Annotated in this window: 17 protein-coding genes; 12 read left to right on the forward strand and 5 right to left on the reverse strand. The window is 66.2% G+C overall.

All coding sequences use genetic code 11. The annotated features are described in order from the left end of the window. Nucleotides 1-613 precede the first annotated feature (613 nt). The 7 genes from ACX1D1_RS03465 (at nt 614) to ACX1D1_RS03495 (ending at nt 7,340) form a co-directional block, all read left to right on the forward strand. Nucleotides 614-1,441: an SMODS domain-containing nucleotidyltransferase gene (locus tag ACX1D1_RS03465; protein WP_459055932.1), complete on the forward strand. Its 828-nt coding sequence runs from the start codon at nt 614-616 to the stop codon at nt 1,439-1,441. A 10-nt stretch (nt 1,442-1,451) separates the two neighbouring features. Next, nucleotides 1,452-2,381, forward strand: coding sequence for an S-4TM family putative pore-forming effector (locus tag ACX1D1_RS03470; RefSeq protein ID WP_459055934.1), 930 nt, complete (start codon nt 1,452-1,454; stop codon nt 2,379-2,381). A gap of 208 nt (nt 2,382-2,589) precedes the next feature. After that, nucleotides 2,590-3,033, forward strand: coding sequence for a hypothetical protein (locus ACX1D1_RS03475; protein WP_459055935.1), 444 nt, complete (start codon nt 2,590-2,592; stop codon nt 3,031-3,033). Beyond that, nucleotides 3,030-3,185 (forward strand): hypothetical protein, encoded by a 156-nt coding sequence (locus tag ACX1D1_RS03480; protein ID WP_459055936.1) that lies wholly within the window; start codon nt 3,030-3,032, stop codon nt 3,183-3,185. The genes ACX1D1_RS03475 and ACX1D1_RS03480 overlap by 4 nt, the downstream gene beginning before the upstream one ends. Next, entirely contained in the window at nt 3,182-4,249 is a 1,068-nt protein-coding gene (locus tag ACX1D1_RS03485) for an ArdC-like ssDNA-binding domain-containing protein (protein ID WP_459055937.1), read from the forward strand. Before ACX1D1_RS03480 ends, ACX1D1_RS03485 begins: the two co-directional genes overlap by 4 nt. 742 nt (nt 4,250-4,991) lie before the next feature. Further along, nucleotides 4,992-5,318, forward strand: coding sequence for an ATP-binding protein (locus ACX1D1_RS03490; protein WP_459055938.1), 327 nt, complete (start codon nt 4,992-4,994; stop codon nt 5,316-5,318). A 282-nt stretch (nt 5,319-5,600) separates the two neighbouring features. After that, entirely contained in the window at nt 5,601-7,340 is a 1,740-nt protein-coding gene (locus tag ACX1D1_RS03495) for an HAD hydrolase family protein (RefSeq protein WP_459055939.1), read from the forward strand. Nucleotides 7,341-7,647: 307 nt separating this feature from the next. Here the strand turns inward: ACX1D1_RS03495 and ACX1D1_RS03500 are convergent, their stop codons facing one another. Next, nucleotides 7,648-9,063 carry a UDP-N-acetylmuramoyl-tripeptide--D-alanyl-D-alanine ligase gene (locus ACX1D1_RS03500; RefSeq protein WP_459055940.1) on the reverse strand — a complete coding sequence of 472 codons (1,416 nt, stop codon included), beginning with the start codon at nt 9,061-9,063 and terminating at the stop codon, nt 7,648-7,650. A gap of 240 nt (nt 9,064-9,303) precedes the next feature. Between ACX1D1_RS03500 and ACX1D1_RS03505 the strand changes: the two genes are divergently transcribed. The 3 genes from ACX1D1_RS03505 to ACX1D1_RS03515 all read left to right on the forward strand — a co-directional run bounded on the left by ACX1D1_RS03505 (nt 9,304) and on the right by ACX1D1_RS03515 (nt 11,747). Next, entirely contained in the window at nt 9,304-10,350 is a 1,047-nt protein-coding gene (locus tag ACX1D1_RS03505) for a TerC family protein (protein ID WP_459055941.1), read from the forward strand. A 221-nt stretch (nt 10,351-10,571) separates the two neighbouring features. Beyond that, complete coding sequence (locus tag ACX1D1_RS03510) at nt 10,572-11,441, forward strand: hypothetical protein (RefSeq protein WP_459055942.1); 870 nt, start codon at nt 10,572-10,574, stop codon at nt 11,439-11,441. Between the two features lie 156 nt (nt 11,442-11,597). Continuing rightward, nucleotides 11,598-11,747, forward strand: coding sequence for a hypothetical protein (locus ACX1D1_RS03515; RefSeq protein WP_269466671.1), 150 nt, complete (start codon nt 11,598-11,600; stop codon nt 11,745-11,747). Nucleotides 11,748-11,852: 105 nt separating this feature from the next. Here the strand turns inward: ACX1D1_RS03515 and carB are convergent, their stop codons facing one another. The 4 genes from carB to ACX1D1_RS03535 all read right to left on the reverse strand — a co-directional run bounded on the left by carB (nt 11,853) and on the right by ACX1D1_RS03535 (nt 17,302). Then, the gene (carB, locus tag ACX1D1_RS03520; RefSeq protein ID WP_459017858.1) at nt 11,853-15,173 is read right to left on the reverse strand and encodes a carbamoyl-phosphate synthase large subunit; all 3,321 of its coding nucleotides are present in this window, start codon (nt 15,171-15,173) and stop codon (nt 11,853-11,855) included. After that, complete coding sequence (gene carA / locus ACX1D1_RS03525; protein ID WP_459055943.1) at nt 15,173-16,291, reverse strand: glutamine-hydrolyzing carbamoyl-phosphate synthase small subunit; 1,119 nt, start codon at nt 16,289-16,291, stop codon at nt 15,173-15,175. Before carA ends, carB begins: the two co-directional genes overlap by 1 nt. A 59-nt stretch (nt 16,292-16,350) precedes the next feature. After that, nucleotides 16,351-16,848, reverse strand: coding sequence for a beta-class carbonic anhydrase (locus ACX1D1_RS03530; RefSeq protein WP_459055944.1), 498 nt, complete (start codon nt 16,846-16,848; stop codon nt 16,351-16,353). Nucleotides 16,849-16,975: 127 nt separating this feature from the next. After that, on the reverse strand, nt 16,976-17,302 hold the full coding sequence (locus ACX1D1_RS03535; RefSeq protein WP_459017855.1) for a helix-turn-helix transcriptional regulator: 327 nt from the start codon (nt 17,300-17,302) through the stop codon (nt 16,976-16,978). Nucleotides 17,303-17,350: 48 nt separating this feature from the next. Here ACX1D1_RS03535 and ACX1D1_RS03540 point away from each other — a divergent pair, with 48 nt between their 5' ends. Beyond that, nucleotides 17,351-20,080 (forward strand): phosphoenolpyruvate carboxylase, encoded by a 2,730-nt coding sequence (locus tag ACX1D1_RS03540; RefSeq protein ID WP_459055945.1) that lies wholly within the window; start codon nt 17,351-17,353, stop codon nt 20,078-20,080. A 251-nt stretch (nt 20,081-20,331) separates the two neighbouring features. Then, a complete protein-coding gene (locus tag ACX1D1_RS03545; RefSeq protein ID WP_459055946.1) occupies nt 20,332-23,067 on the forward strand; it encodes a cation-translocating P-type ATPase in 2,736 nt (911 codons plus the stop codon). Nucleotides 23,068-23,266 lie beyond the last annotated feature (199 nt).

Raw genomic sequence — 23,266 nt, forward strand, 5'->3', positions numbered from 1 at the left:
CGGGTGTTGAGCCCGGCGACGTCCCTAGTCTCGGCACTGACCGTGACCTCACGAACCTCGGGAGGATGCGATGTCACGCCGCTTGACTGCAGGGGAGGGTCCGTGGCGAAGCCGTTGTGACATCGGGGCACATCTGTCCACGGGGGAGCGTTGTCCGTAGGCGGAGTGACGGGTTCGTCCGCCCGCTGATTCGGAGGCCGCCATGAACCCCGAGCCACACCGCCTTGTCATCGGAACAGACGGTGGCCCGAGGTGCAGCCCTTGGCGTCCGCTACGACCCCACCGACAAGTTGATCAACGAGGTCGCCTGCGACTCCTACGAGAGGAGCGACGCCTATCTCGAACATCTCGCCCACTGCCAGACAGGAGCGACCCTCACAACCGGCGATACGGCTGCGAGCGCCTGAGTGCGGGCCTTCCCAGCGAGCTGTGCTCTGACGCTGGTTCGACCGGGGCCAGGAGCGGCCGGCACTTCTCAGGCTAGCTGCATAGGGCATGCGCTTGCTCCGCGCTCCGCCAGCCACATTTGACTGTCAGCGCGATCCAATAACATGTTGGGAAGTTGGGTGAGGAACCAGCACATGAGTGGTCAGGCGCATGGAGAGGGCAGGCAATGAGTGAGACTGTTGATTCGTGGCTGGGCGACCTCAATAGCCTCTACACCCCCTTGGCCAGCGATTTTGACGGCGCGAAGAGCCACAAGGACGCAATTGAAGCGAAGCTCGACTGGTCCATTGGCGTCTACCGCATGTTCGAAATCGGCTCCCTCCGCCATGGCACCGGAGTGTGGCAGTACAGCGATGCCGATTTCTTGGTGTCGCTGAAGGGCGACAAGCCAGGCTCGTCGACTACCACCCTGGAAAGGGTCAAGACCGCTCTTCAGGCGCGCTTCCCGTCGACAACGATCACGATCCGACGCCCGGCCGTGGTCTGCAACTTCGCAGACGGCATCGTCGAGGTTGTGCCGGGTTACATAGGGGACGGCTACTCGATTGCGGACCCAGCCAACGTTGGCAGTTGGATGAAGAGCCATCCGGAGGACCACAACAAGTATGTCAATGAGGTCAACCGGGAGTTCGGTGGTGCGGCGAAGAAGCTTGCCCGCCAGTTGAAGGTCTGGAAGTACAAGCGCCACGTGCCCATCTCGTCTTGCTACCTCGAGATGCGGGCAGCCAAGTACATGGATGCCGAGAAGTCATATGTGCCCGTCCTTGATCTGCACCGGATGCTCAGGCACCTTCAAGTTATCGGACTCGCATCGATGAATGACCCAACAGGGCTCAGTTCAAGGTTCAATGCATGCTCGTCTACAGCTACCAGGACTGATGCGCTCTCAAAGCTGGACACAGCTGTCGCCAGAGCCGAGAAGGCGAAGGACCACTGGGTGGCCGGCGACCATGACAAGGCAATCGCGCAGCTGAAGCTGCTCTTCAATAGGTAAGGCGCTCAGCATGGCAACCTCTAAACCTGAATACGCACCACCGACGAGCGCCTCCATCCTTGAGCGACAGGTGGAGAAGGACGCACTGAGACTTCTGATCGCGCAGCGAAGGCTCTATTCGAAGGCCAAGCACTGGCAAGGACTTCGTTGGGTAGGCCTCTTGGCCCTTGGGCTAGCGGCGCCAGTCGTATCAGTTCTGATGCCGGGCTTCGCGGTTGCCGCCGGCGCGGCAGCTGGTCTCTGGATCTTCCTCGGGCGCACCTGGATCACAGCGCGCGAGGTGGAGCTGATGACGCGGGCAGCGGCCGTCCAGGAGGAGTTCGATCAGTATGTGTTCAGTATGCCGACGACGATAAGTCGGTCCGCCCTACCGTCCCCCGAGGACATCGCGCGTCTGGCCGGAGACGATGCACAACTACGCAGCGTCGCCGCGAAGGAGAAGCTCATCAAGTGGTACGAGATCGAAGCGCATGTTGATGGTGCGGTCTCGGTTGCGATCTCTCAACGAGCAAACGCTGCCTATACGGATCGTCTCATCCGAACCGCGGTCACCGTATGGAGCGCACTCGCTGGAGTTTGGGTTACCACGCTGATTGTGTGGAGCATGTGGACTGGAATTTCACTTCCCACATTTCTTCTCGGCGTTCTGTTGCCAGTGCTGCCCGGAGCCCTAGACGTCTTCGAGTACCTCTCTAGCACACGTCGGGCTGCCCGCGACAGAGCGGATCTGGCTAACACCATTGGGAGCCGGATCGGCGAGGGCCCTAACAAGCCAATAGATGGTCAGGAACTCTTGGTTTGGCAAACACACCTGTACGACCTCCGACGCACCACCCCTCAAGTCCCTGACTGGCTTTACATGATGACAAGGGCGAAGAATGAAGCAGCAATGGGATCTGTAGCGCGTCGGCTCGGCAGGCAGAGTGGCGGGGAGCCGTGAGCCTACTAACTCCGCCCAAGCCTTCGATGCGTCCCTAAAGGACATCACGGCGACACTTCACCAGAAGACCTCCCATATTTTGGCGCGGCGGTCCGGAATCACGGTGAACGATCTCGACCGAGGTCAGTCAAGGGCTGTGTCCACCGGAGGGGGCGGCGTCTCGTTATGCGGGGTGGCAGGTCGCGAGCTTGTCGAAGGAGAGAGCGACATGAACCACCACGCAGATCGCCTCGTCCCCCGAGCCCAGTTGTGGCTCCAGTGGGCCAACGAGCACGGCGTCCGCTACGACGACGCCGGCAAGTCGTTCGACGACGTGGCCCGCGACTACTACCAGACCAGCGACGCCTACCGCGAGCTCCTGACTCCCGAAGCGCGAGGTGGTGTCCTCAGCGCGACGCACAAGGCTGCGGCGAACACCGCGTACGCACGGGCGCTGCTCATCGAGGCCGCCATCGAACGCCGGGGCGGTGACCTCGACCTGTACGTCGACCCCGTCCAGGTACGCGACCCGCACGGACGGATCGTGCCGCCACAGCAGAGGCCCGAGGCGATGGGGGAGTGGGAGGACGTGGCGCCGGTCCCGTTCGCGGCCCCCGAGGAACCCGTGCAGCAGCACGACGCACGGACCACTGACAGGGGGTACCGGCCGTGACCGAACCCGTGCTCCCACTCCCCGACGTCCCACTCATCATCGAAGACCTCCTCGTCCGAGCCAAGCAGTTGGCCGACGCCGGCGCCCACCGCGAAGCGATCGAGGAGATTCTCGACCAGGTCGCCGCCCTTCGGGATGGTCGCGGCTCATGACCGGCTACCGAAGGCCTGTCAGCGACGCCGACCGCGTAGCCGCCGCCGAGGCCCGGCAAGTGACCCTCGACAAGCTCCACGCCCAACTGAGCGAGGGCGTCCTCGTCCTCAACGACCCACAGGCTTGGCAGGTTTGGCTCAAGTTCGCTAGTCGGTTCCACAAGTACTCGTTCGGAAATTCTCTGCTGATCATGGCCCAAGACCCGCAGGCCACCCACGTCGCCGGCTACCAGGCGTTCAAGGCCATGGGTCGCCAGGTCCGCCGCGGAGAGACCGGCATCAAGGTCCTAGCTCCCATCACCCGCCGCGAGCCCCGCGTCGACGACGCCGGCCAACCGGTGCGCGACGAGCGCGGACACGTCCTGCACCGGACCCACGTGGTCGCGACCAAGCCCGTCACGGTGTTCGACATCCGTCAGACGGACGGTCCTCCTCTGCCTGACCCCAAGATCGGCGAGGCCACCCTCCTGACCGGGCAAGCCCCCGTTGGACTGTGGGACCGCCTCCAAGGCCTCCTCGAGGAACGGGGATTCGACGTACGTCGCGGCGCGGACCTCGGGGGGCCGAACGGCTACACCGACTTCGGCCGCCGGCTCGTCATGGTCCGCGATGACGTCGACGACGCCCAGGCCGTCAAGACCCTCGCACACGAAGCCGGTCACGTGATCCTCCACCCAGACCAGCAGGGCCGCGACTGCCGGGGCATCCTCGAAGTGGAAGCCGAATCGGTCGCGTACATGGTGACCAGCGCGCACGGGCTCGACTCCAGCCAGTACACCTTCAACTACGTCGCCGGCTGGGCACTCAACGCGGTGACCGAGCAGTGTGACCTCGCCGACATCCTCCGCAGCACGGGCCAGCGTGTCATTGGCGCCGCAGACCTGATTCTTCAGACCACCCAGCCGGCTCCGACCATCACCGATAGCGCGCTCGATGCTCTGGAAAGTGACATCCGAGTTCAGACCGACCCCTCGCGCTGGGAGGCGGTCTCCGTCGGCCAGGCCATCACCCCGGAGCCGCCGACCGCGCCTTCGCCGGCGCTGGTCCCCTCAGTGGGCCGCTGACCATGACGATCGCGATGGACGCGCTCTCCTCACCTGGCCCATGCGACCGCGTTGTGTCCTCGACACGCCTCTTGCCGCACGATCTCAAGGGGAACGTTGCCCGCGCCTTCTTGTTGCTGCGAGCGGTCGGTGTCGGACTTGCCAGGCCTCACGGCGTCCAGGAGGGAGCCGAACCTGCACGCGTCCCGATCCGCTGGCTCGCCAGTGATCCCGGGGCGGGCCCCGACTATGCTGAAGGGCAGCGATGGACCCCAGATCCGCGCGGATCTCGGGTTCGGAGCGATTCCCCACGTATTCCCCACGACAAGGTGACGACATGGCGACGGCCGATCAAAATACCTTGTCAGGGGGCCATTATCGGCTGACAGCAGAAGAGCTTCAACTCCTCTCTCGCGCACAAAAAGTGCCTCTGACTAGGGCAAATACCGGGAATCGGCGAGAGGTGAAAACCTCTCGTCGATTCTCTGTTTCTGGGGTGTAGCGCCTTTGGCAAGGGGTGATACCTGGGGAAATGGTGCACGTTGCGTTGGAGGAGGGGAGCCTCGCCTTGTTGGTGAGGGCGCATTCCCCACGGTTCCCGACTGTGGTGATAATGCCGGATCCAGGGTCCGCTCGCCTCTGTGGCGCGAGTCGTGACACGATCCTGAAGGTCCACAAACTGGATGCCGAGCCGAACGGTGGGAGCGCTGCCGGCGGTGGTGGGCCGATTGAGGCTCCGACTGGAGATCACTCCAGGGGCCAGGTGAAGTTCCTGCGCAAGTACGCCGCGTTCACGCTGCCCGTGATCGACGAATCACTCCTCGACCCGCCCGACGAGAGCACCCGCAGCATGCTACTGGAACTCCTCGAACGCCACTGCGACGCCGTCTCCACCGTGTTCTGCACCCAGCGCGCGAAGAAGGACTGGCACCACAGACTCGGCTCCGGCATCCACGCCCCCGGCCCCCAACCCCACTCCCCGGGCTACTCAACCGCGAAAGCCAACGGCGCTCAGACGGTCAGATACTCCGGCAGCCGGGTCGCCGGCGGCGTGCACGATGTTGTCGACGCCATGCGGCGATGGCCGTGACCGCGATGGCGACTTCGCCGGTGGAGTCGGCGGTGTGCGGCGCGCCGAGGCCGCGGACTAATATCGGCCACTTGAGTCGGCGTCCGGAGGACTCGGCGCCTCCGCCCGAGCCGCAGGGGGCCGACGGATTGACTTGCTGATTCGGGCAACTGGGGTTTCGAGGGCTGGTGGTACCCCGTGATCATTCGTGGGGTTGAAATGCGAAGCATGTTTCATGAATACTGTAACATTCGAAGGGGACATCCCTGCTAACGAGGACCTTCACCCACTTGATGGAAGGCCATGCCTGACTATTTCCGCGCTGTCGCACTCGATTTCGACGGCACTCTGACAGACGGTGAGCGACCCGCCCCGGCCGTGCTCGCTGCCCTCGGCGAGGCGCGAGCCGGCGGGCGCCGCCTCGTGTTGGTCACCGGCCGCACACTGCGTCACCTGCGGGCGGGCTTCGCCGATGTGGACAACTGGTTCGACGCAATCGTCGCCGAAAACGGCGCGGTGCTTCACACCCAGGAGGGGTCGCAGGTGCTGGCTCAGCCGATCGATCCCGCGTTGGCCGACGCGCTCGCCCGCCGCGGGGTCCAGGTCGACCGCGGGCAGGTACTCCTAGGCTGCTCGGCGACCCACGACCACCTGGTTCTGGAGGAGGTCCGTCGACTCGGAGCCGACTACCAACTCACGCGGAACCGGGGCGCCCTGATGATCGTGCCAGCCGGCGTCACCAAGGGAACCGGACTGGACGCCGCCCTCGACAACCTGGGCCTGTCCCGGCACTCCACGATCGCCATTGGCGACGCCGAGAACGACCACACCATGCTCTCGCGCTGCGAGATTGGCGTCGCCGTCGCCAACGCCGTCGAGTCCCTCAAGCGCCGCGCCGATATCGTCACGCTTGCCCCGGACGGCAAAGGGGTGATCGAGATCCTGCGGGGTGACGTCATGGCCGGGCGCTCCCACGTGCATCCCGAACGCTGGCAGATCGCGCTCGGAACCTACCTCGACGGCACACCCGCCACCATTCCGGCCTCCCAGGTCAACATTCTTGTGACGGGCGGCACCCGTGCCGGGAAGTCCTATCTGGCCGGGCTCATCGCCGAGCAGCTCATCCGTCTCGCCTACGCCGTGGTCGTCATCGATGTCGAGGGCGACCACACAAGTCTGGCCGACCTGCCTAACGTCGTTCATCTGGGTGGGTACGAGCCCGGACCTGGAACTGGGCTCGTACGCACGCTGTTGAGTCACCATGGCACAAGCATCGTCGCCGACCTGTCCCAGCTCACCGGGGAAGAAAGACGCAGATGGTACCAGGAGAAACCGCCCCGGCTCGCCGACCTGCGCAGCGACCGCGGCCTGCCCCACTGGGTGCTGATCGACGAGGCCCACGAGTCTCTCGGCCAAGAGAGTCAGAACTCACGCCTGTTCGCACCGGACCGCAAGGGCCACTGCCTCATCACCTACCACCCCACCGAACTCAGTGCTGAGGCTCGGAACAGCATCGACATCCTTGTGTCACTGCAGCCAACTACCCTCGATGCGGAAGACGTGGTCGTCGCCGCCACAACGGCGTTTTGCGGGCTCTTGGTCAACGACGTCCTCGCAGCATTCTCCGTCCTCCCCGCAGGGGCCGGCCTGCTCGTGCGCGCCAGCGAGCCCGGAGTACTGCGCCCCTTCATAGTCGGCCACCGGCGTACCATTCACGAGCGCCACTGGCACAAGTACGCGACGGCGGACCTGCCGGTCCATCGGCGGTTCGTGTTTCGCGGCAGCCGAGAGTCAACTTCCGGTCACGAGGCAGCGAACCTACGCGACTTCCACACTGAGCTGGACGGCTGCGAGGCCGATGTCATCGCTTTCCACGCCGGGGCCCATGACTTCTCCCGCTGGATCCGGGGCGTATTCGGTGATGAACGTCTCGCCGCCGATGTCGAGCAGGTCGAGACCGAACTGAACACCGCCCGCCGCGAGAACGTCGAGGCCTCCAGGCGTCGGCTCCTGGACGCACTCGAGCACCGCTTCCCCGGCTGAGGCATGCTCAGCGAGGGGGGTGCGCCGGCCGTGGCTCGCCGAGCCACGGGACCCCCGACGGCAGATGCATTGCAGGGATTGGCCCCGGAAGGTTTCGAAGAGGATTCTGCTGGGCGGCTGCGGCCTACTTCACCGTGAGCGAGAGGACCATCCCTCAATGTTCTCGGGTTAACCAGAGGTGCTGTTTAACCAGAGGTGCTGTCGGTTTTCGGGGCCTTGGTCGAGTAGCAGTCGCTGGGCACACAGGAGTAGAGCTGACCAGGTGTGCGAGGCTGAAGGCCAGCAGCGAGCTGATGGCTCGGGCTCCTCATCGTCGATCACCTCTGTGCGGTGCGGCCAGTTGTTCGGCCAGGGTCTCCAGAGCCAAGCCCCTTGATGCCTTGACCAGCACGACGTCCGCAGGACTCAGCCAGGCGGCGGCAGCGGCGGAGGCGGCGGCCCTGTCCGATGCCACGATGGTCTCGACGCCACCGGCTCCGGAGACCAGGTCGTCGGCATGGGCGCCGATCGCGATCAGCCGGTCCACGCCGAGCGCTGCGGCAAGCGCCCCGACCTCGATGTGGGCGGCGGCGGCGCCGGGGCCGAGTTCCAGCATGTCGCCCAGCACCGCGAGAAGGCGCCCGCCGGGTCTACGCAGGGAGGCGAGGGTGCGCAGTGCCGCAGTCATGGACTCGGGATTGGCGTTGTAGGCGTCGTTGATTACGAGCGCCCCGTCCGGACGAGCGCTGAGTTCCATCCGCCAGCGCGAGCGGGCGGTCGCGCTGCCAAGAGCCTGGGCAACCATGGGAACGTCCAGGCCCTGCCCCAGCGCTGCCGCCGCTGCGGCCAGCGCATTGCCCACCTGATGGGCTCCGGTCACCTGCAACGCCACTGGTGCACATCCGCTGGCTGCGCCGCCGGCGTGGAGCATGAAGGTGGGCCGTTGCCTGTCAGCGGCCCCGACCTCCTCGGCCCAGACCCGCAGGTCGCCCCACCCGGGCGCAGCACCGACGGCGAAGGTGGCGATCCGGGCGCTGGTGCGTCCGGCCATCGCTGAGACGAGCGGATCGTCGGCGTTCAGGACCGCCCAGCCTTCTGCGGGCAGCGCCTCCACGAGTTCGCCCTTTGCCTTCGCGATCGCCGAGACCGACCCGAACTGGCCGAGGTGAGCGTGGCCGACGTTGAGCACAATGCCGACGTGAGGCGTCACGATCGCGCACAAGGAGGCGATGTGGCCTCTGCGGCGGGCGCCCATCTCGCTGACCAGGAACCGTGTGGCCGCATCCAGCCGGGTGCCCGTCAGCGGCACCCCGAGCTCGTTGTTCAATGAGCCGACAGGGGCGACCGTGGGGCCGGCGGTCGCCAGCACCTGGGCCAGCAAGTCCTTAGTACTGGTCTTGCCTGACGACCCGGTGATGCCGACGGTGACCAGCCCCGCTGCGACGGCTTCCTCCACAAGTGCCCTTGCCAGGGCCGTCAGCCCGGCCAGGGGGTCAGGCACCACAAGTTGCGGGACCGCCATGGGGCGTTCCTTGCGCACGAGGACGGCCGCGGCGCCAGCCGCGACCGCACCCGCTACGAAGTCGTGACCATCGGCCCGCTCCCCCGGCAGAGCGATAAAGAGGGCGCCGGGGGAGCATGCGCGTGAGTCGATAACCACGTCGGGTCCGACGAGAGAGCCAGGGTCGCCGACGAGCCTGGCCCCCGAAAGCTGGGCCAACCGGCCGGCGGTCAGTACATGCATGCGATCAAGTATTCACGAATTCGGTTGCGTATGTCAAATTGGTTCACCACAATCACCCTCTCGCGGCTGACATGTCTGAAGATCGTCGCTGACTTGACGTGAAGACACTTCTCGTGTTTCATGGGACGCGAAGGGGAGTAATCCTCGCTCCGCATCGTCAATACGGTCCCGCCGCGGGATCCGGTGCGCAGGGCCGACAAGGCCGATGAGACCTTCACGAATTTCGTGGAGGTCTTTGTCATGAATGTTCCTTGGTGGGCGTGGTTCGCGGTCTTGGGTGTGATCCTGGTGATGCTTGCCGTGGACCTGATCGCCCACCGCACGGCCCACGTGATCGGGGTGCGGGAAGCCGCCCTCTGGTCGGTTGTGTGGGTGACGATCGGTGTCGCGTTCGGTGTGCTGGTGTGGGCGCTGTGGGGGGCGGAGTTCGGGCAGCAGTATTTCGCCGGTTATCTGATCGAGAAATCCCTCGCCGTCGACAACGTGTTCATCTGGGCGATCATCTTCGCCGCCTTCGCGGTCCCCCGCGAGCTTCAACACCGGGTGCTGTTCCTCGGCGTCCTCGGTGCGCTGGTCTTCCGCGGGATCTTCATTGCCGCAGGCGCCGCGCTGATCGAGAACTTCTCGTGGGTCCTATATGTCTTCGCGGCGTTCCTCATCTACACCGGCTGGCGGATGTTCCGCTCACGCAACGAGCACGTCCATCCTGAGAAGTCCCGCATCCTCAAGGTGTTCCGCAGGTTCGTGCCGATGACAGACGCGTACCACGGGCAGAAGTTCCTGGTCCGCAAGGCGGGGGTTGTGGTGGCGACGCCGCTGCTGGCGGTGCTGGTGCTGGTGGAGATCACTGACATTATCTTCGCGGTGGACTCGATCCCGGCGATCTTCGCCGTGACCAGCGAACCGTTCCTGGTGTTCACCGCCAACGCGTTCGCGATCCTGGGACTGCGGGCGATGTACTTCCTCCTCGCGGACCTGATCCATCGGTTCGTCTACCTCAAGATCGGACTCTCGTTCGTCCTGATCTGGGTGGGCATCAAGATGCTGCTCCTAGATGTGCTCTACATTCCCACGACAATCAGCCTCGCCGTCGTCGCGACCATCATCACTGTGTCTATCGTCGCAAGCCTCCGCGCCACCCGCGGCCAAGGCCGACGCGAAGTGCAGGCCGAGGCGGCAGGGGCGTTCCGGATCGCCACCGACGAGGAACTTGCCGCCGTCGAGCCGCTCTTCCGCCGCCGTGCACTTGTGCCCGCTGGGAGCCGGAACGATCGCTCCGTCGACTGACCGGGACACCTGCCGCTGCGATCGAGAAGCCACACCCGCGGCGACCCGACACACCATCCCTCAGCCAGTCTGAGAAGGCAAACCCGCCGGCTCTGAGAACTGGTTGGCCGAACCGTCGACGACACTCCACCGCCCAGTACCAGACGCCACGACCGGAGCACGGCTCACCCGCCGCGCTCCGCCGATAGCCGCATCACCCGCCCGCACCGAAGGGAACGCTCATGAACTTGTTCGACCTCCTCAGCGGCCTGGCTTCCCAGGCTCTCAATAAGACCCCGGCCCCAGCGCAGGCTCCCGGCAACGAGCCCCGAGACTGGAAGAGCAGGCTGCGGGGTACCGTGAACACGCTCATCGGCAACGCGCCAGCCCCCACGGCAGCGGCATCCGCGCAGCCGCCGGTCGCACCGCCCGCCGCGACCCAGGCAGCACCCTCGAGTTCGGTTGGACTGACCCCACCGCCGCCGGATCACCACACGGCCGAGCGTGCCGCGGTGGCTCGCTACGAGTACCTGCTCCGCACCGCCGAACCCACCCAGCTGGAGCGGATCCATGCAGACGTGTTCGCACGCCTCACTCCCGCAGAGCGCGGCCAGCTCCACACGCGCCTTGGCATCGAATTACCTCGTGGCGAGCAGCCGCGCACATCGCAACCGGCCGACCTTGCCCGCACCGCCACCCGCGCCGAAGCCGCTCGGCCCGGCTTACTGGCCGGGATCCTCGCCCGCACCCCTCGACCCGGCGCCGCCATGACCGGGCAGAGGGTCGGGGTGGCCGCTGCCGGTGCGACAGGAGGGCTCCTGATCGCCGTCGCGGGGGGCGCGGCCATCAGCGCCGTCGCCGCCCCGCTCCTCGCCGAAGCCCTGACCGCGGGTGTCGATTTTGATGCCCTTGCCGGCTCGATCGACCTGGAAGGCTTCACCGGCGGTCTCGAGGACCTCACCGCCGGGGCCGCTGACCTGGCCGGCGGGGCAAGCGATATTGCTGCGGGGGCAACCGAGCAGGTCGCCGGATTAGGAGAGGACATCACTGGCTTCGGGGAGCAGCTCTCCAACCTTGAGATTCCCGGCTGGGGAAGACTCTTCGGGAGTTGAGCGGCGCCAACCAGGCCCAGCACGTCAATCGCTGGCCGGGCAACAGACACCCACCGAGTCGCTCGTTGAGCCAGTGGTCCAGCGGATTGCCCCGACGAGAGCACCCGCAGCATGCTCGTGGTACTCCTCGAGCGCCGCTATGACGCCGTCTGAACCGTGTTCTGCACCCAGTACGCGAAGAAGGACTGGCACCACGGGCTCGGCTCCGGTGTCCACGCTGCCGCGATCATGAACCGCGTCGTCCACAACACCATCAGGATCGAGACCGGCGGCACCAACATGCGCGAACACACCGCCACCGCATGAGCCACAGCCGGTGAGCGTCACCCGACCACCGGTGGCGCTCACCGGCACTACCCCACAGCGCCCAACCCCACTGCCCAGTGGCGCTGGGACGGAGCGGGCCACGGATCAGGGGAGATCAGCTTGAATCGCGGCGTTCCAGGACTGCAGCGAACGCACCCCCGGGGTTCCTTGGCGCAGGGATTCGACGCCCTGCACGCACGCCGCGAGGGCCTGGGTCGTGGTGACGCAAGGCACGCCGGCGCGGATGGCCGCGCCGCGAATCTCCCAGCCGTCCTGTCGGGGGCTGCCATGGAGCGAGTGGCCGTGCGGCGTGTTGACCACGAGGTCGATCTCGCCTGCCGCGATGGCCTGCACCACCGTCAGCTCACCGTTGGGACCTGGACCTTGCGACGCTTTCCGGAGCACAGTGACCGCAACATCGTGGCGACGCAGCACCTGTGCCGTGCCCTCGGTGGCCAGGATCCGGAACCCGAGGTCGGCGAGCCTCTTGATCGGGAAGATCGCGTGCCGCTTGTCGCGATTCGCCACCGAGACGAACACCGTCCCAGTCGTGGGAAGAGCGGAGAACGACGCGGCCTGGCTCTTGGCAAAGGCGGGGCCAAAGGCCGCATCGAGCCCCATGACCTCGCCTGTGGATCTCATCTCCGGGCCGAGCAGCGGATCGACGCCGACGCCCTCGGGGCTGCGGAACCGGTTGAAGGGCAACACGGCTTCCTTCACGGCGATCGGTGCCGACGCGAGCGCCGTCGCGCCGTCTCCCCCGGATCGGAGCATTCCCTCTGAGCGGAGTTCGGCGATCATCGCGCCGAGTGAGATTCGGGCTGCGGCCTTGGCCAGCGGCGTGCCGGTGGCTTTCGAGACGAAGGGCACGGTCCGCGATGACCGCGGGTTGGCCTCAAGCACGTAGAGCACATCGCCGAGCAGCGCGTACTGAATGTTGATCAGGCCCTTCACCCCGATCCGTTTGGCGATGATCTCGGTGGAGCTGCGAATCTGGTCGATGGTCTCGGTACCGAGGGTAATCGGAGGAAGGGTGCACGCCGAGTCGCCGGAGTGGATGCCGGCCTCCTCGATGTGTTCCATCACGCCGCCGATGTAGAGCTCCGTCCCGTCGAAGAGCGCATCGATGTCGATCTCGATCGCGTCGTCGAGAAACCGGTCCACGAGCACGGGGTGCGAGGGGTCGATCTCGGTTGCGCGTTGGATGTAGCTCACCAGTGAGGCGTCGTCGTAGACGATCTCCATGCCGCGCCCGCCCAGCACGTAGCTGGGACGAACCAGCACGGGGTAACCGATCGTGTGGGCGACCGCCAGCGCCTGTCCGGCGGAGACGGCCGTGCCGTGCTGGGGGGACAGCAGGCCCGCGGCGCTGAGGAGGGCGCCGAATTCTCCGCGATCCTCCGCCAGGTGGATGGCCTCTGGCGACGTGCCCACGATGTGGACTCCGCGGTCTTTGAGCGCCTGTGCGAGCTTGAGCGGCGTCTGCCCGCCCAGCTGCACGAGGACGCCCGCCACGGGCCCGGCCGCGAGCTCGGCATGGACCACCTCCAGCACGTCCTCCAGCGTCAGGGGTTCGAAGTACAGCCGGTCGGTGGTGTCGTAGTCGGTCGAGACCGTCTCGGGGTTGCAGTTGACCATCACCGTCTCGTAGCCGGCGTCCCGCAACGCCATGGCCGCGTGCACGCACGAGTAGTCGAACTCGATGCCTTGCCCGATCCGGTTGGGACCGCTGCCCAGGATAATGACGGCTGGCCGGGCGCGGGGCTCGACCTCGGTCTCCTCGTCGTAGCTGGAGTAGTGGTACGGCGTCCGGGCCGCGAACTCGGCGGCACAGGTGTCGACCGTCTTGTACACGGGCCGGATGCCGAACGCCCAGCGGAGGCCACGGACAACGTCAGGGCTGAGATTGCGCAGGTCGGCGATCTGATCGTCGGAGAGGCCGTGTCGCTTGGAGAGCCGCATGAGACCGCCCGTCAGCTCTGGGGCCGAGCACACCTGGTCGGCCGTCTCGCGGATCAGCTGCAGTTGGTCGACGAACCACGGATCGATCCGGGTTGCTTCTACCACCTGTGCCGAGGTGGCGCCGGCACGAAGCGCCTGCATGATGAGGGCGAGGCGGTGGTCGTGCGGTCGGGCGATGCGGCGCAGCAGCTCGTCCACGCTCTCGATGATCGGGCGAGTGAAGTCGAAGAGAGCCGCCGGGTCCTCCAGCGAGCGCAGAGCCTTGCCGAGTGCTTCGGTGAAGCTTCGGCCGATGGCCATGGCCTCGCCCACTGACTTCATGTGCGTGGTGAGGGTGCTGTCAGCGGTTGGGAACTTCTCGAACGCGAAGCGCGGGCACTTGACCACGACGTAATCCAGCGACGGTTCGAACGAGGCGGGCGTCTCGCCGGTGATGTCGTTGGGGATCTCGTCGAGGGTGTAGCCCACCGCCACCTTCGCTGCGATCTTCGCGATCGGGAAGCCGGTGGCCTTCGAGGCCAGCGCCGAGGATCGGGAGACCCGCGGGTTCATCTCCACCACTATCAGCCGCCCGTCGACAGGGTTGAGTGCGAACTGGACGTTGCAGCCGCCAGTTTCGACGCCGACCGCCCTGGTCACCGCGATGGCCACGTCGCGCATGGCCTGGTACTCCCTGTCTGTGAGCGTCATGGCGGGGGCCACTGTGATGGAGTCCCCGGTGTGCACGCCCATGGGGTCTAGGTTCTCGATGGAGCACACGATCACGACGTTGTCCGATCCGTCGCGCATGACTTCGAGTTCGAACTCCTTCCAGCCGATGATCGACTCCTCGATCAGCACCTCGGTGACCGGCGACGCCGAAAGTCCTGCCCCGGCGATCCGGATCAGTTCCTCCTGGTTGTAGGCGATGCCGGAGCCGAGCCCGCCCATGGTGAAGCTCGGCCGGACCACGATGGGGTATCCGAGGATCCCCGCGGCGGCAAGGACTTCGTCCATGACCTGGCAGATTCGCGAGCGTGCCACACCGGCGTCAGCGCCGGGCACCTTGAGTGAGGTGACGATCTGGTTGAACTCCAGCCTGTTCTCCGCCTTTTCGATGGCGTCGACGGAGGCGCCGATGAGTTCGACACCGTAGCGGTCGAGCACCCCGTTCTTGAACAGGGTCATGGCGGCGTTGAGTGCGGTCTGGCCTCCAAGCGTCGCGAGCAGCGCGTCGGGGCGCTCCGCGGCGATGATCTGTTCGAGGTACTCGGGCCTGATCGGTTCTATGTAAGTTGCGTCGGCGTACTCGGGGTCGGTCATGATGGTGGCCGGGTTGGAGTTGACCAGGATCACCCGGAACCCCTCCTCGCGCAACACGCGGCAGGCCTGCGTGCCGGAGTAGTCGAACTCGCACGCCTGCCCGATGACGATCGGCCCGGAGCCGATCACCATGATCGAGGAGATGTCGGTGCGACGGGGCATCAGGCGTCCCTTCCTGCCATGACGTCGACGAAGCGGTCGAACAGGTAGTCGGCGTCGTGCGGTCCGGCGGCTGCCTCCGGGTGATACTGAACAGCGAAGGCAGTCAGTCGGCCGGAATAGTCACGCAACTCCAGGCCCTCGACCACGTCGTCGTTGAGACAGACGTGGGAAACTCGTGCGGTTCCCCAGCGGGTGGACACGGACTGGCCCAGAGGGGCATCGACGGCGAAGCCGTGGTTCTGGGCGGTGATCTCCACCGTGCCCCTGGCCAGGTCCATCACCGGCTGGTTGATGCCGCGATGGCCGTACTTCAGCTTGTAGGTGCCGAAGCCGAGTGCGCGACCGAAGATCTGGTTGCCGAAGCAGATCCCGAAGTAGGGCAGCCCCGCATCCAGAATCTCGGTGAGAAGGTCCACCGCACGCCCGGCTGCCGCCGGGTCGCCGGGCCCGTTGGAGAAGAAGACTCCATCGGGACCCACTGCGGTGATGTCGTCGAGGGTGCTCGCAGCAGGCAGGACGTGCACCTCGATTCCTCGCTGGGCGAGCCGGGTGGCGGTCATGTCCTTGATGCCGAGATCGATCGCGGCGACTGTGAAGCGCTTCCTGCCCACTGCCGGGACGACCTGCTTCGAAGCCACTGTGACATCGGCCACGAGGTCCGCCCCCAGCATGGGCTGCGTCTCCAACACCCGCGCAAGCAGTTGCTGGGGGTCGGTCTCGATCGTGGAGACGCCCACCCGCATCGCGCCGTTGTCACGGATGTGGCGCGTCAGCGCCCGCGTGTCGAGGTCGGCGATGCCGACGATCCCTTGCCGCCGCAGTTCGTCGTCCAGGGAGCCGCTGGCGCGCCAACTCGAGTGGATCCGTGAAGGGTCGCGGACCACGTAACCGGCCACCCAGATCCTGCGCGACTCATTGTCCTGGTCGTTCCATCCGGTGTTGCCGATGTGGGGAGCCGTCGCGATCAGGACCTGGCGGTGGTAGCTGGGATCGGTGAGAGTCTCCTGGTAGCCCGTCATGCCTGTGGAGAAGACGGCCTCCCCGAAAGTCTCTCCAGCGGCACCGAACGACGTGCCGCAGAAGAACCGCCCGTCCTCCAAGACCAGCAATGCTGGCATCGGAAAACGAGCGGTCCCTGCGTAAGCCTCGCTGGAGCTGCCCTGAGCAGGGGGGGTGCTCATGCGATCTGTTCCAGGAGGCTGGTCTCAACGTCGTACAGGAAGCCTCCGACCCTAACCCGGTCAGAGAGCAACGGGTGCTGCCGCAGCAGTGCGACATCGGCGTGGATCCGGCCATGCTGGTCCGGGTCCGCCCCGATGGGCAGGGTGCCGAGGTCCGTACCGGTCGTCTCCGACACGCGCCGACGGATCGCATCGTCGTCGCCGCTGGCCATGGCACAGCGGGTGTGTTGGACGATCAGGATGCGGTCCACGTTGAGAAGGTGTGCGGCCAACACGCATCCGGTGAGCGCGTCCACTGTGACATGGCCTCCAGGCGTGCGCATGATCTTGGCCTCGCCCAGTGTCAGGCCCAGCATCTCCAAGGGCTCCAGGCGTGAGTCCATGCATGTCACGATGGCGATCCCTGCGTGTGCGATGCCGTCGAAGGGGCGGGGCCCGGACCTCGCGTAGCGGTGGTTCGCAGCGATGAGATCGCCAAAGAAGTCCTCGTCCATGGTCAGAACAATAGCGACTTGACACGCGAAGTGCAATTCCGGAAACTAGGAGCAGTAGCAAGTCCAATGCGAAGCGGGGGCAGACCGACCGCAACGCCCGATCGCGAGAGATGGGGGCATGGGTAAGTCAACTCTTCGCCCTGTTCGGCGTCCCGCGAGTCACATTCGCTTCACCAGCCCCGCTCACCATCGCCACGAAGTCGGCGACCCTGACGCCGCGCTCCAGGTTGTGGCGCAGGTGGGTGTCGGGAGCCAGGCGATACTCATTTCGCCGTCCCGACTTTTCCTTGATCACGTAACCCTGCGTCACCAACTCACCGACGATCTGCTGCACGGCGCGTTCAGTGATACCCACCTGCTGCGCGATGTCTCGCATCCGCGCAGTAGGGGTTCTGGCCAGGGCCACGAGGACGTGGCCGTAATTGGAGAGAAAGGTCCAGTCGCCAGGTGCCATAGTGGAGCATGATACCCGATTCTTCATTCACGAAATAGAGAGGTACCAATGATCAATCCCCTTGCCGAGGCGATCCACCTGGACCAGGATCCGTACGGTCTTGACCGGCTCCTGGAAGCCGACATCGACATCCTCACACAACTGCATGAGCAGGTGCTCCACGAGTGGGGAGCCGGCGCGCTCGCCACGCTTATGCGGCAAGTGCAGGACTCTGCGGCACGGGCCGCCGATGGCGGCGACCCCGAGGAGCCTGGCCGGATCGTCGGGGCACTGACCGCTACTCAGGCGCTTCAACTCGCGCAGGCCCTGACCGTTCACTTCCACCTGATCAACCTCAGCGAGGAGCGGTACCGCTCCAGGCTCATTCGCGGGACACACTCCGAGGTGGCGGGCACTGCGCCGGACGTGTGGCCGGCGGTGGCTGCACTCGGCCCCGCGGCGGCTCGGGTGAAGAACCTCCGCATCCATCCGGTGCTGACCGCACACCCCACGGAAGCTCGCAGGCGCGCTGTCTCCTCAGCCCTACACCGGATCGCCGAACAACTGGACCGCTACGACGATCCGAGCTCCGGCTCACAAGAGCGGGATTTTGCTCAGCGCCGGATGCTGGAGGAGATCGACATCCTCAGCCGAACCTCCCCCTTGCGCACCGCACCACCACAACCCTCGGACGAGGTTCGCACCGTGATGTCCGTGTTCGACCAGACGCTGTTTCAAGCGGTGCCACGGTTGTACCGCACTGTCGAGTCCGCGATCGCCGACGGGGAGCCGGGCCGGTGTCGCCCGTCGGTTCCCGGCTTCCTGCGGTTCGGTTCCTGGGTGGGCGGTGACCGTGACGGTAACCCGTTCGTCACAGCCGAGGTCACCCGGCAGACCATGACCATCCAGGCGGAATGTATCCTCGCGGCGCTCACCACCGCGGCGGAACGTGTCGCCCGCACCCTCACGATGAGCGAGGAGGCCAGCCCCCCGTCGCCCGAGCTGGCCAATGCGCTGGCCCGTGATGCGGTCACGGCGCCGGAGATCTTCCAATCGATCCGCAAGTCCTCTCCGGGAGAACCGCACCGGCAGAAACTGCTCTTTGTCGCCACCAGGCTCACCGCCACGCGGGAGGGCCGGATCGATCTTGCCTACCGCGAGCCCGTTGAGCTGGTGGCTGACCTCACGATGATCCAGACCTCCCTGGAGCGGGCGGGAGACACGCGGGCGGCTTTCGGAGAACTCCAGCATCTGGTGTGGCTGGCCGAGACTTTCGGTTTTCACTTGGCCGACCTAGAGGTGCGCCAACACAGCGATGTCCACCGGGCGGTACTCGACGAACTGCTGGGGCAGCTCGACTGGGACCCAGAAGCGCCCGCTGGCCCCACCCGGCTGCAACTACTCGACTCGCTCGCGGTCAACGGGTGGCCGGCCCACGTCCGCGCGCTCAGCGACGCCGCCCGAGAAGTGCTCGACACGCTTCGGGTCATGTCCTGGATTCAGGAGCGCTGGGGGACCCAGTCCTGTGGCCGTCACGTGGTGAGCTTCACCCAGCACGCTCAGCACCTCGTCGCAGTGCGCGCACTTGCCCGCCTCGCGGTAGGGGAGGGCGACCTCAGATTGGACGTGGTGCCGCTGTTCGAAACCGGAGCCGACCTGCACGGGGCCGTCGGCGTCCTTGAGGACTGGATCACGCTGGAGAGCACCCGCAGCTGGCTCGACGACGTGGACCGGCACGTCGAGGTGATGGTCGGCTACTCGGACTCGGCCAAGGACGTCGGACCGGCCAGCGCGACCCTGACTCTCTACCGGGCGCAGACCGAGATCGTGGAGTGGGCACAGCGCAACGACATCCAGCTCACGCTGTTCCACGGCCGAGGCGGATCCCTGGGCCGTGGCGGAGGGCCTGTCCACCGGGCCATCCTGGCCCAGCCGCCGGGCTCGGTCTCCGGCCGGTTCAAGGTCACCGAGCAGGGCGAGGTCATCTTCGCCCGATACGCGGACGTGACCCTGGCCCAGGCGCACCTGGAACGACTCACGTCGGCGGTGCTGCTCGCAGACACCGACGACGTGGTGCACCGCAACCGTGCCGCCGCTGAGGAATTCGACGATGTCGCGACGACCGTGGAGCGGATTTCCCGCGAGACCTACCTCAGCTTTGTGCGCATGCCTGGTTTCGCCGACGTCGTCGCTGAGTCGAGCCCGCTTGAGGAGTTGGGCCGGCTGCGGCTCGGGTCCCGCCCGGCGCGGCGAAGCGGCGCCGAGAAGGGTAGGGATCTCCGTGACTTCCGGGCCATCCCCTGGGTGTTCGCCTGGTCCCAAATCAGGGCAAACGTGCCCGGCTGGTTCGGGCTGGGCTCAGGACTCGCCGCTGTGGGAGACCTCCACCGGTTGCGCGCGGCCTACAGTCAATGGCCGCTGTTCGCCAGTCTGATCGACATCGCCGAGATGAGCCTCGCGAAGGCGAACCCGCGCCTGGCGAAGTCGTTCCTCGCGCTCGGCGGGCACGAGGGCGTCACAAGCGCGGTGCTGGAGGAGTTCGAAATGACGCGCAGCCTGGTGCTGGCGATCCTCGAACAGGAGGAGTTGCTGGAGCGCAAGCCCCGGCTCGGTACGCGGATTGCTCTGCGGGCCCCGTCCATCGACGCGCTCAGCCACCTCCAGTTGCGCGCACTGCGCGTCATGCGCGAGGCTGCTCCAGGAGACGACGCCCCTTCGCAGGAGGACCCGGATCTGTGGACCCGGGTCCTGTTGACCACCGTGAACGGAGCAGCGGCCGGGCTGCAGAACACTGGATAGCCGAAGCGGTAACAGGCGCTGCGCTGCTCCCCGCCTTCTCCAATTGGCATCGATCCCACTCAGGGCTCCTCGCCGCCCGGGTCCGGGGCGCCCTCATTGCGGCTGCTCCCACGGGCGAGTTCCTCGAGGTCGTCCGGAGAGGGAGTATCCCGAAGCGGGTCCGACGTCAGTACGGCGCAAGCCCGTGGGATCGGCCATCTGGCGGGACTCGACGTGCTTCCTTTCTATGCACCTCACACCAGGAGACAGACTTGTCCATAGAGAATCTCACCGCTGACAGCCCCGTCGAGACTGATCCCTCCTGGCACGTGATCAGTGTGGAGGACGCTCTGGCCCGGACGGGCTCCCAGGCCTCCGGAATTTCGATGGCGGAGGCCGAGAAGCGCTTGGAGCGCTTCGGCACCAACGAACTGGTAGACCGCGGCGGCAAGCCGGCCTGGAAGATCCTGTGGGAGCAGTTCACCTCGGTGATGGTGCTGATCCTCATCGCGGCCACGGTCTTGTCGCTCATCCTCGGCAAGTTCTTGGAGGCCGGTGCCATCGGCGGGATCGTGCTTCTGTTCGCGCTGCTCGGCTTCTTCCAGGAGTACCGCGCGGAGAAGGCAATCGCCGCGCTTCGCCAGATGACGGTCCCCACCGTGCGGGTGCTGCGCGACGGCGTCACGGTCTCAGTGCCGGCCAGGCAGTTGGTGCCGGGCGACGTGATCCAACTGGACGCAGGCACCGTCGTCCCCGCCGATCTACGACTCGTGGAGGTGGCCTCCCTGAGGATCCAGGAGGCTGCCCTGACCGGCGAGTCCGAGGCCGTGGACAAGAACACCGCACCACTGGCCGGTGCAGACCTTCCCGTCGGGGATCGCATCAACATGGCATTCTCCGGCACCGAGGTCACCTACGGCCGCGGAGTGGGCCTGGTCATCGCCACCGGGATGGGCACGCAGCTGGGCAGAATCGCCGACCTGCTCCAAGGGGTCACGACGGAGCAGACCCCGCTCCAGGCGCGCCTCGACCATGTCGGCAAACAGTTGGCCGTCCTGGGCGTGGTCACCGCCGGTGTGGTTGCGCTCCTTGGCGCGCTAGCCGGCGAGACGTGGAGCAACCTCGTTCTCACCGCCATCTCTGTGGCAGTTGCGGTCATCCCAGAGGGTCTACCGGCCGTCGTGACTTTCACGCTGGCTGTGGGTGCACAGCGGATGCTGCGGCGCAACGCGCTGGTGCGCAAACTGCCTGCGGTAGAGACGCTGGGCTCGGTCACCACCATCTGTTCGGACAAGACGGGCACCCTCACCCAGAACAAGATGACGGTCTCGACGCTCGTCCTGCCCGACGGCGCCTGGACTTTGGGTGGCGATTCGCCGTCGGATGCGGCCCTTGTCGCCTTGGCGGCCGGGGCGCTGTGCAACAATGCCGAACTTCGCCACGTCGACGGGGAGGGGATCGAGACAATCGGCGACCCCACTGAGGCCTGCCTGCTCGAGGCCGCCCAGGCCGGTGGGATCGATGTCGCGTCGTTGCGCACGGTCATGGCGAGGATCGGGGAGTTGCCGTTCGATTCCGAGCGCAAACGCATGAGCACCCGGCACGCGACGCTGGCCGGGCGGGTGCCTGAACTCGCACAGCTGCCACAGGACCTTGATCTCATCTTTGTCAAGGGAGCCGTCGACGGGCTCGTCACGCGCGCCACGGAAGTGTTCGCGGACGGCGCCATCCGGACCTTCGACGATGCGGCACGCGACTGGGTCGAGGACACTAACAAGGACCTGGCCTCCCGTGGCCAGCGGGTGCTGGGCCTCGCCGTGCGGCTCGTTCCTCCGGGCAGCACGCCGGCCGACCCTGAGACCGACCTCGTCCTGCTGGGTGTCGTCGGCATCATCGATCCCCCGCGGCCCGAGGTGGCCGCTGCCGTTGCCATCTGCCAGGGCGCGGGCATCCGGCCGGTCATGATCACAGGCGACCACCCCCTGACCGCGCAGGCCATCGCCCGCGAGCTCGGTATCGGGCGCGACGGGGGCGTGCTGACCGGCGTCGAGCTGGACCGCCTTGACGCCGAGGAGTTCGATCACGCCAGCAGGACGGTGAACGTGTTCGCCCGCGTCTCGCCCGAGCACAAGCTCCGCCTGGTTGACTCGCTGCAGCGTCACGGCCAGATCGTGGCCATGACGGGCGACGGCGTCAACGACGCACCCGCGTTGAAGAAGTCCGACATCGGCGTGGCCATGGGCATCACTGGCACCGACGTCTCGAAGGAGGCCTCGGACATGGTGCTGCGCGACGACAACTTCGCCACCATCATCGCCGCCGTCGAGGAGGGCAGGGTCATCTACGACAACCTGCGCCGGTTCGTCTCGTTCGCCGTGGCCGGAAACCTCGGCAAGATCATCGTCATGGTCGGATGGCCCATCCCGTTCCTCCTCCTCCCCTTCGATGGGACGGCGGCCGTGGCCCTGCTCCCGCTGCAGCTGCTCTGGCTCAACCTCATGACCGACGGCTTGCTGGGCCTCGCGATGGGCAAGGAGCCTGCCGAGTCCACGGTGATGCGCAGGCCTCCGCATGTGCCAGGCGGGAGTCTCTGGACGGGTGGCCTGGGCCGCCGGACCGTGTGGATCGGCTTGGTCATCGGCTTCGTGGCGCTGGGGATCGGTTTCTGGTACCACGAAACCGGCAACCCGGCGTGGCAGTCGATGCTGTTCACCACCCTGGCGTTCCTGCAGATCGGGCAGGCCTTCGCCACCCGGTCCCACCACGACTCGCTCACCACGATCGGGTGGCGCTCCAACACGCTGCTGCTGTGGATCGCCGCACTGGTCCTGGCACTGCAGTTGGCAGCGCTCTACACGCCGCTGGGCGTTTTCCTGAGGCTGGAGCCGCTGGGCGCGGTCGATCTGATGATCGCAGCGGCCACCGGCGTCGGATTGCTGGTGCTGATCGAGAGCGTGAAGGCCGTCGATCGTCGCAGGGGTGTTGGTATCAGCATCGGACGCCACTGAGGCCGGGCTGGTGCAGCGGGCGAGGATCAGGTACCCGTCGTTCCTCACGATCCAGTGTGTCGGTTGCGGTCATCCCGCTCCCTTCCATCGGCATAGAAGGTTGGCGCCAAACTTGTGTACCCCAACCCTCATGGTCGGCCAACCCGGCCAGCAACAGCATCCGAGAGAATGTGTCGGACGTGGCCCGCGGCTGATCCAT

The sequence above is a fragment of the Tessaracoccus luoxuelianae genome, assembly GCF_054483915.1.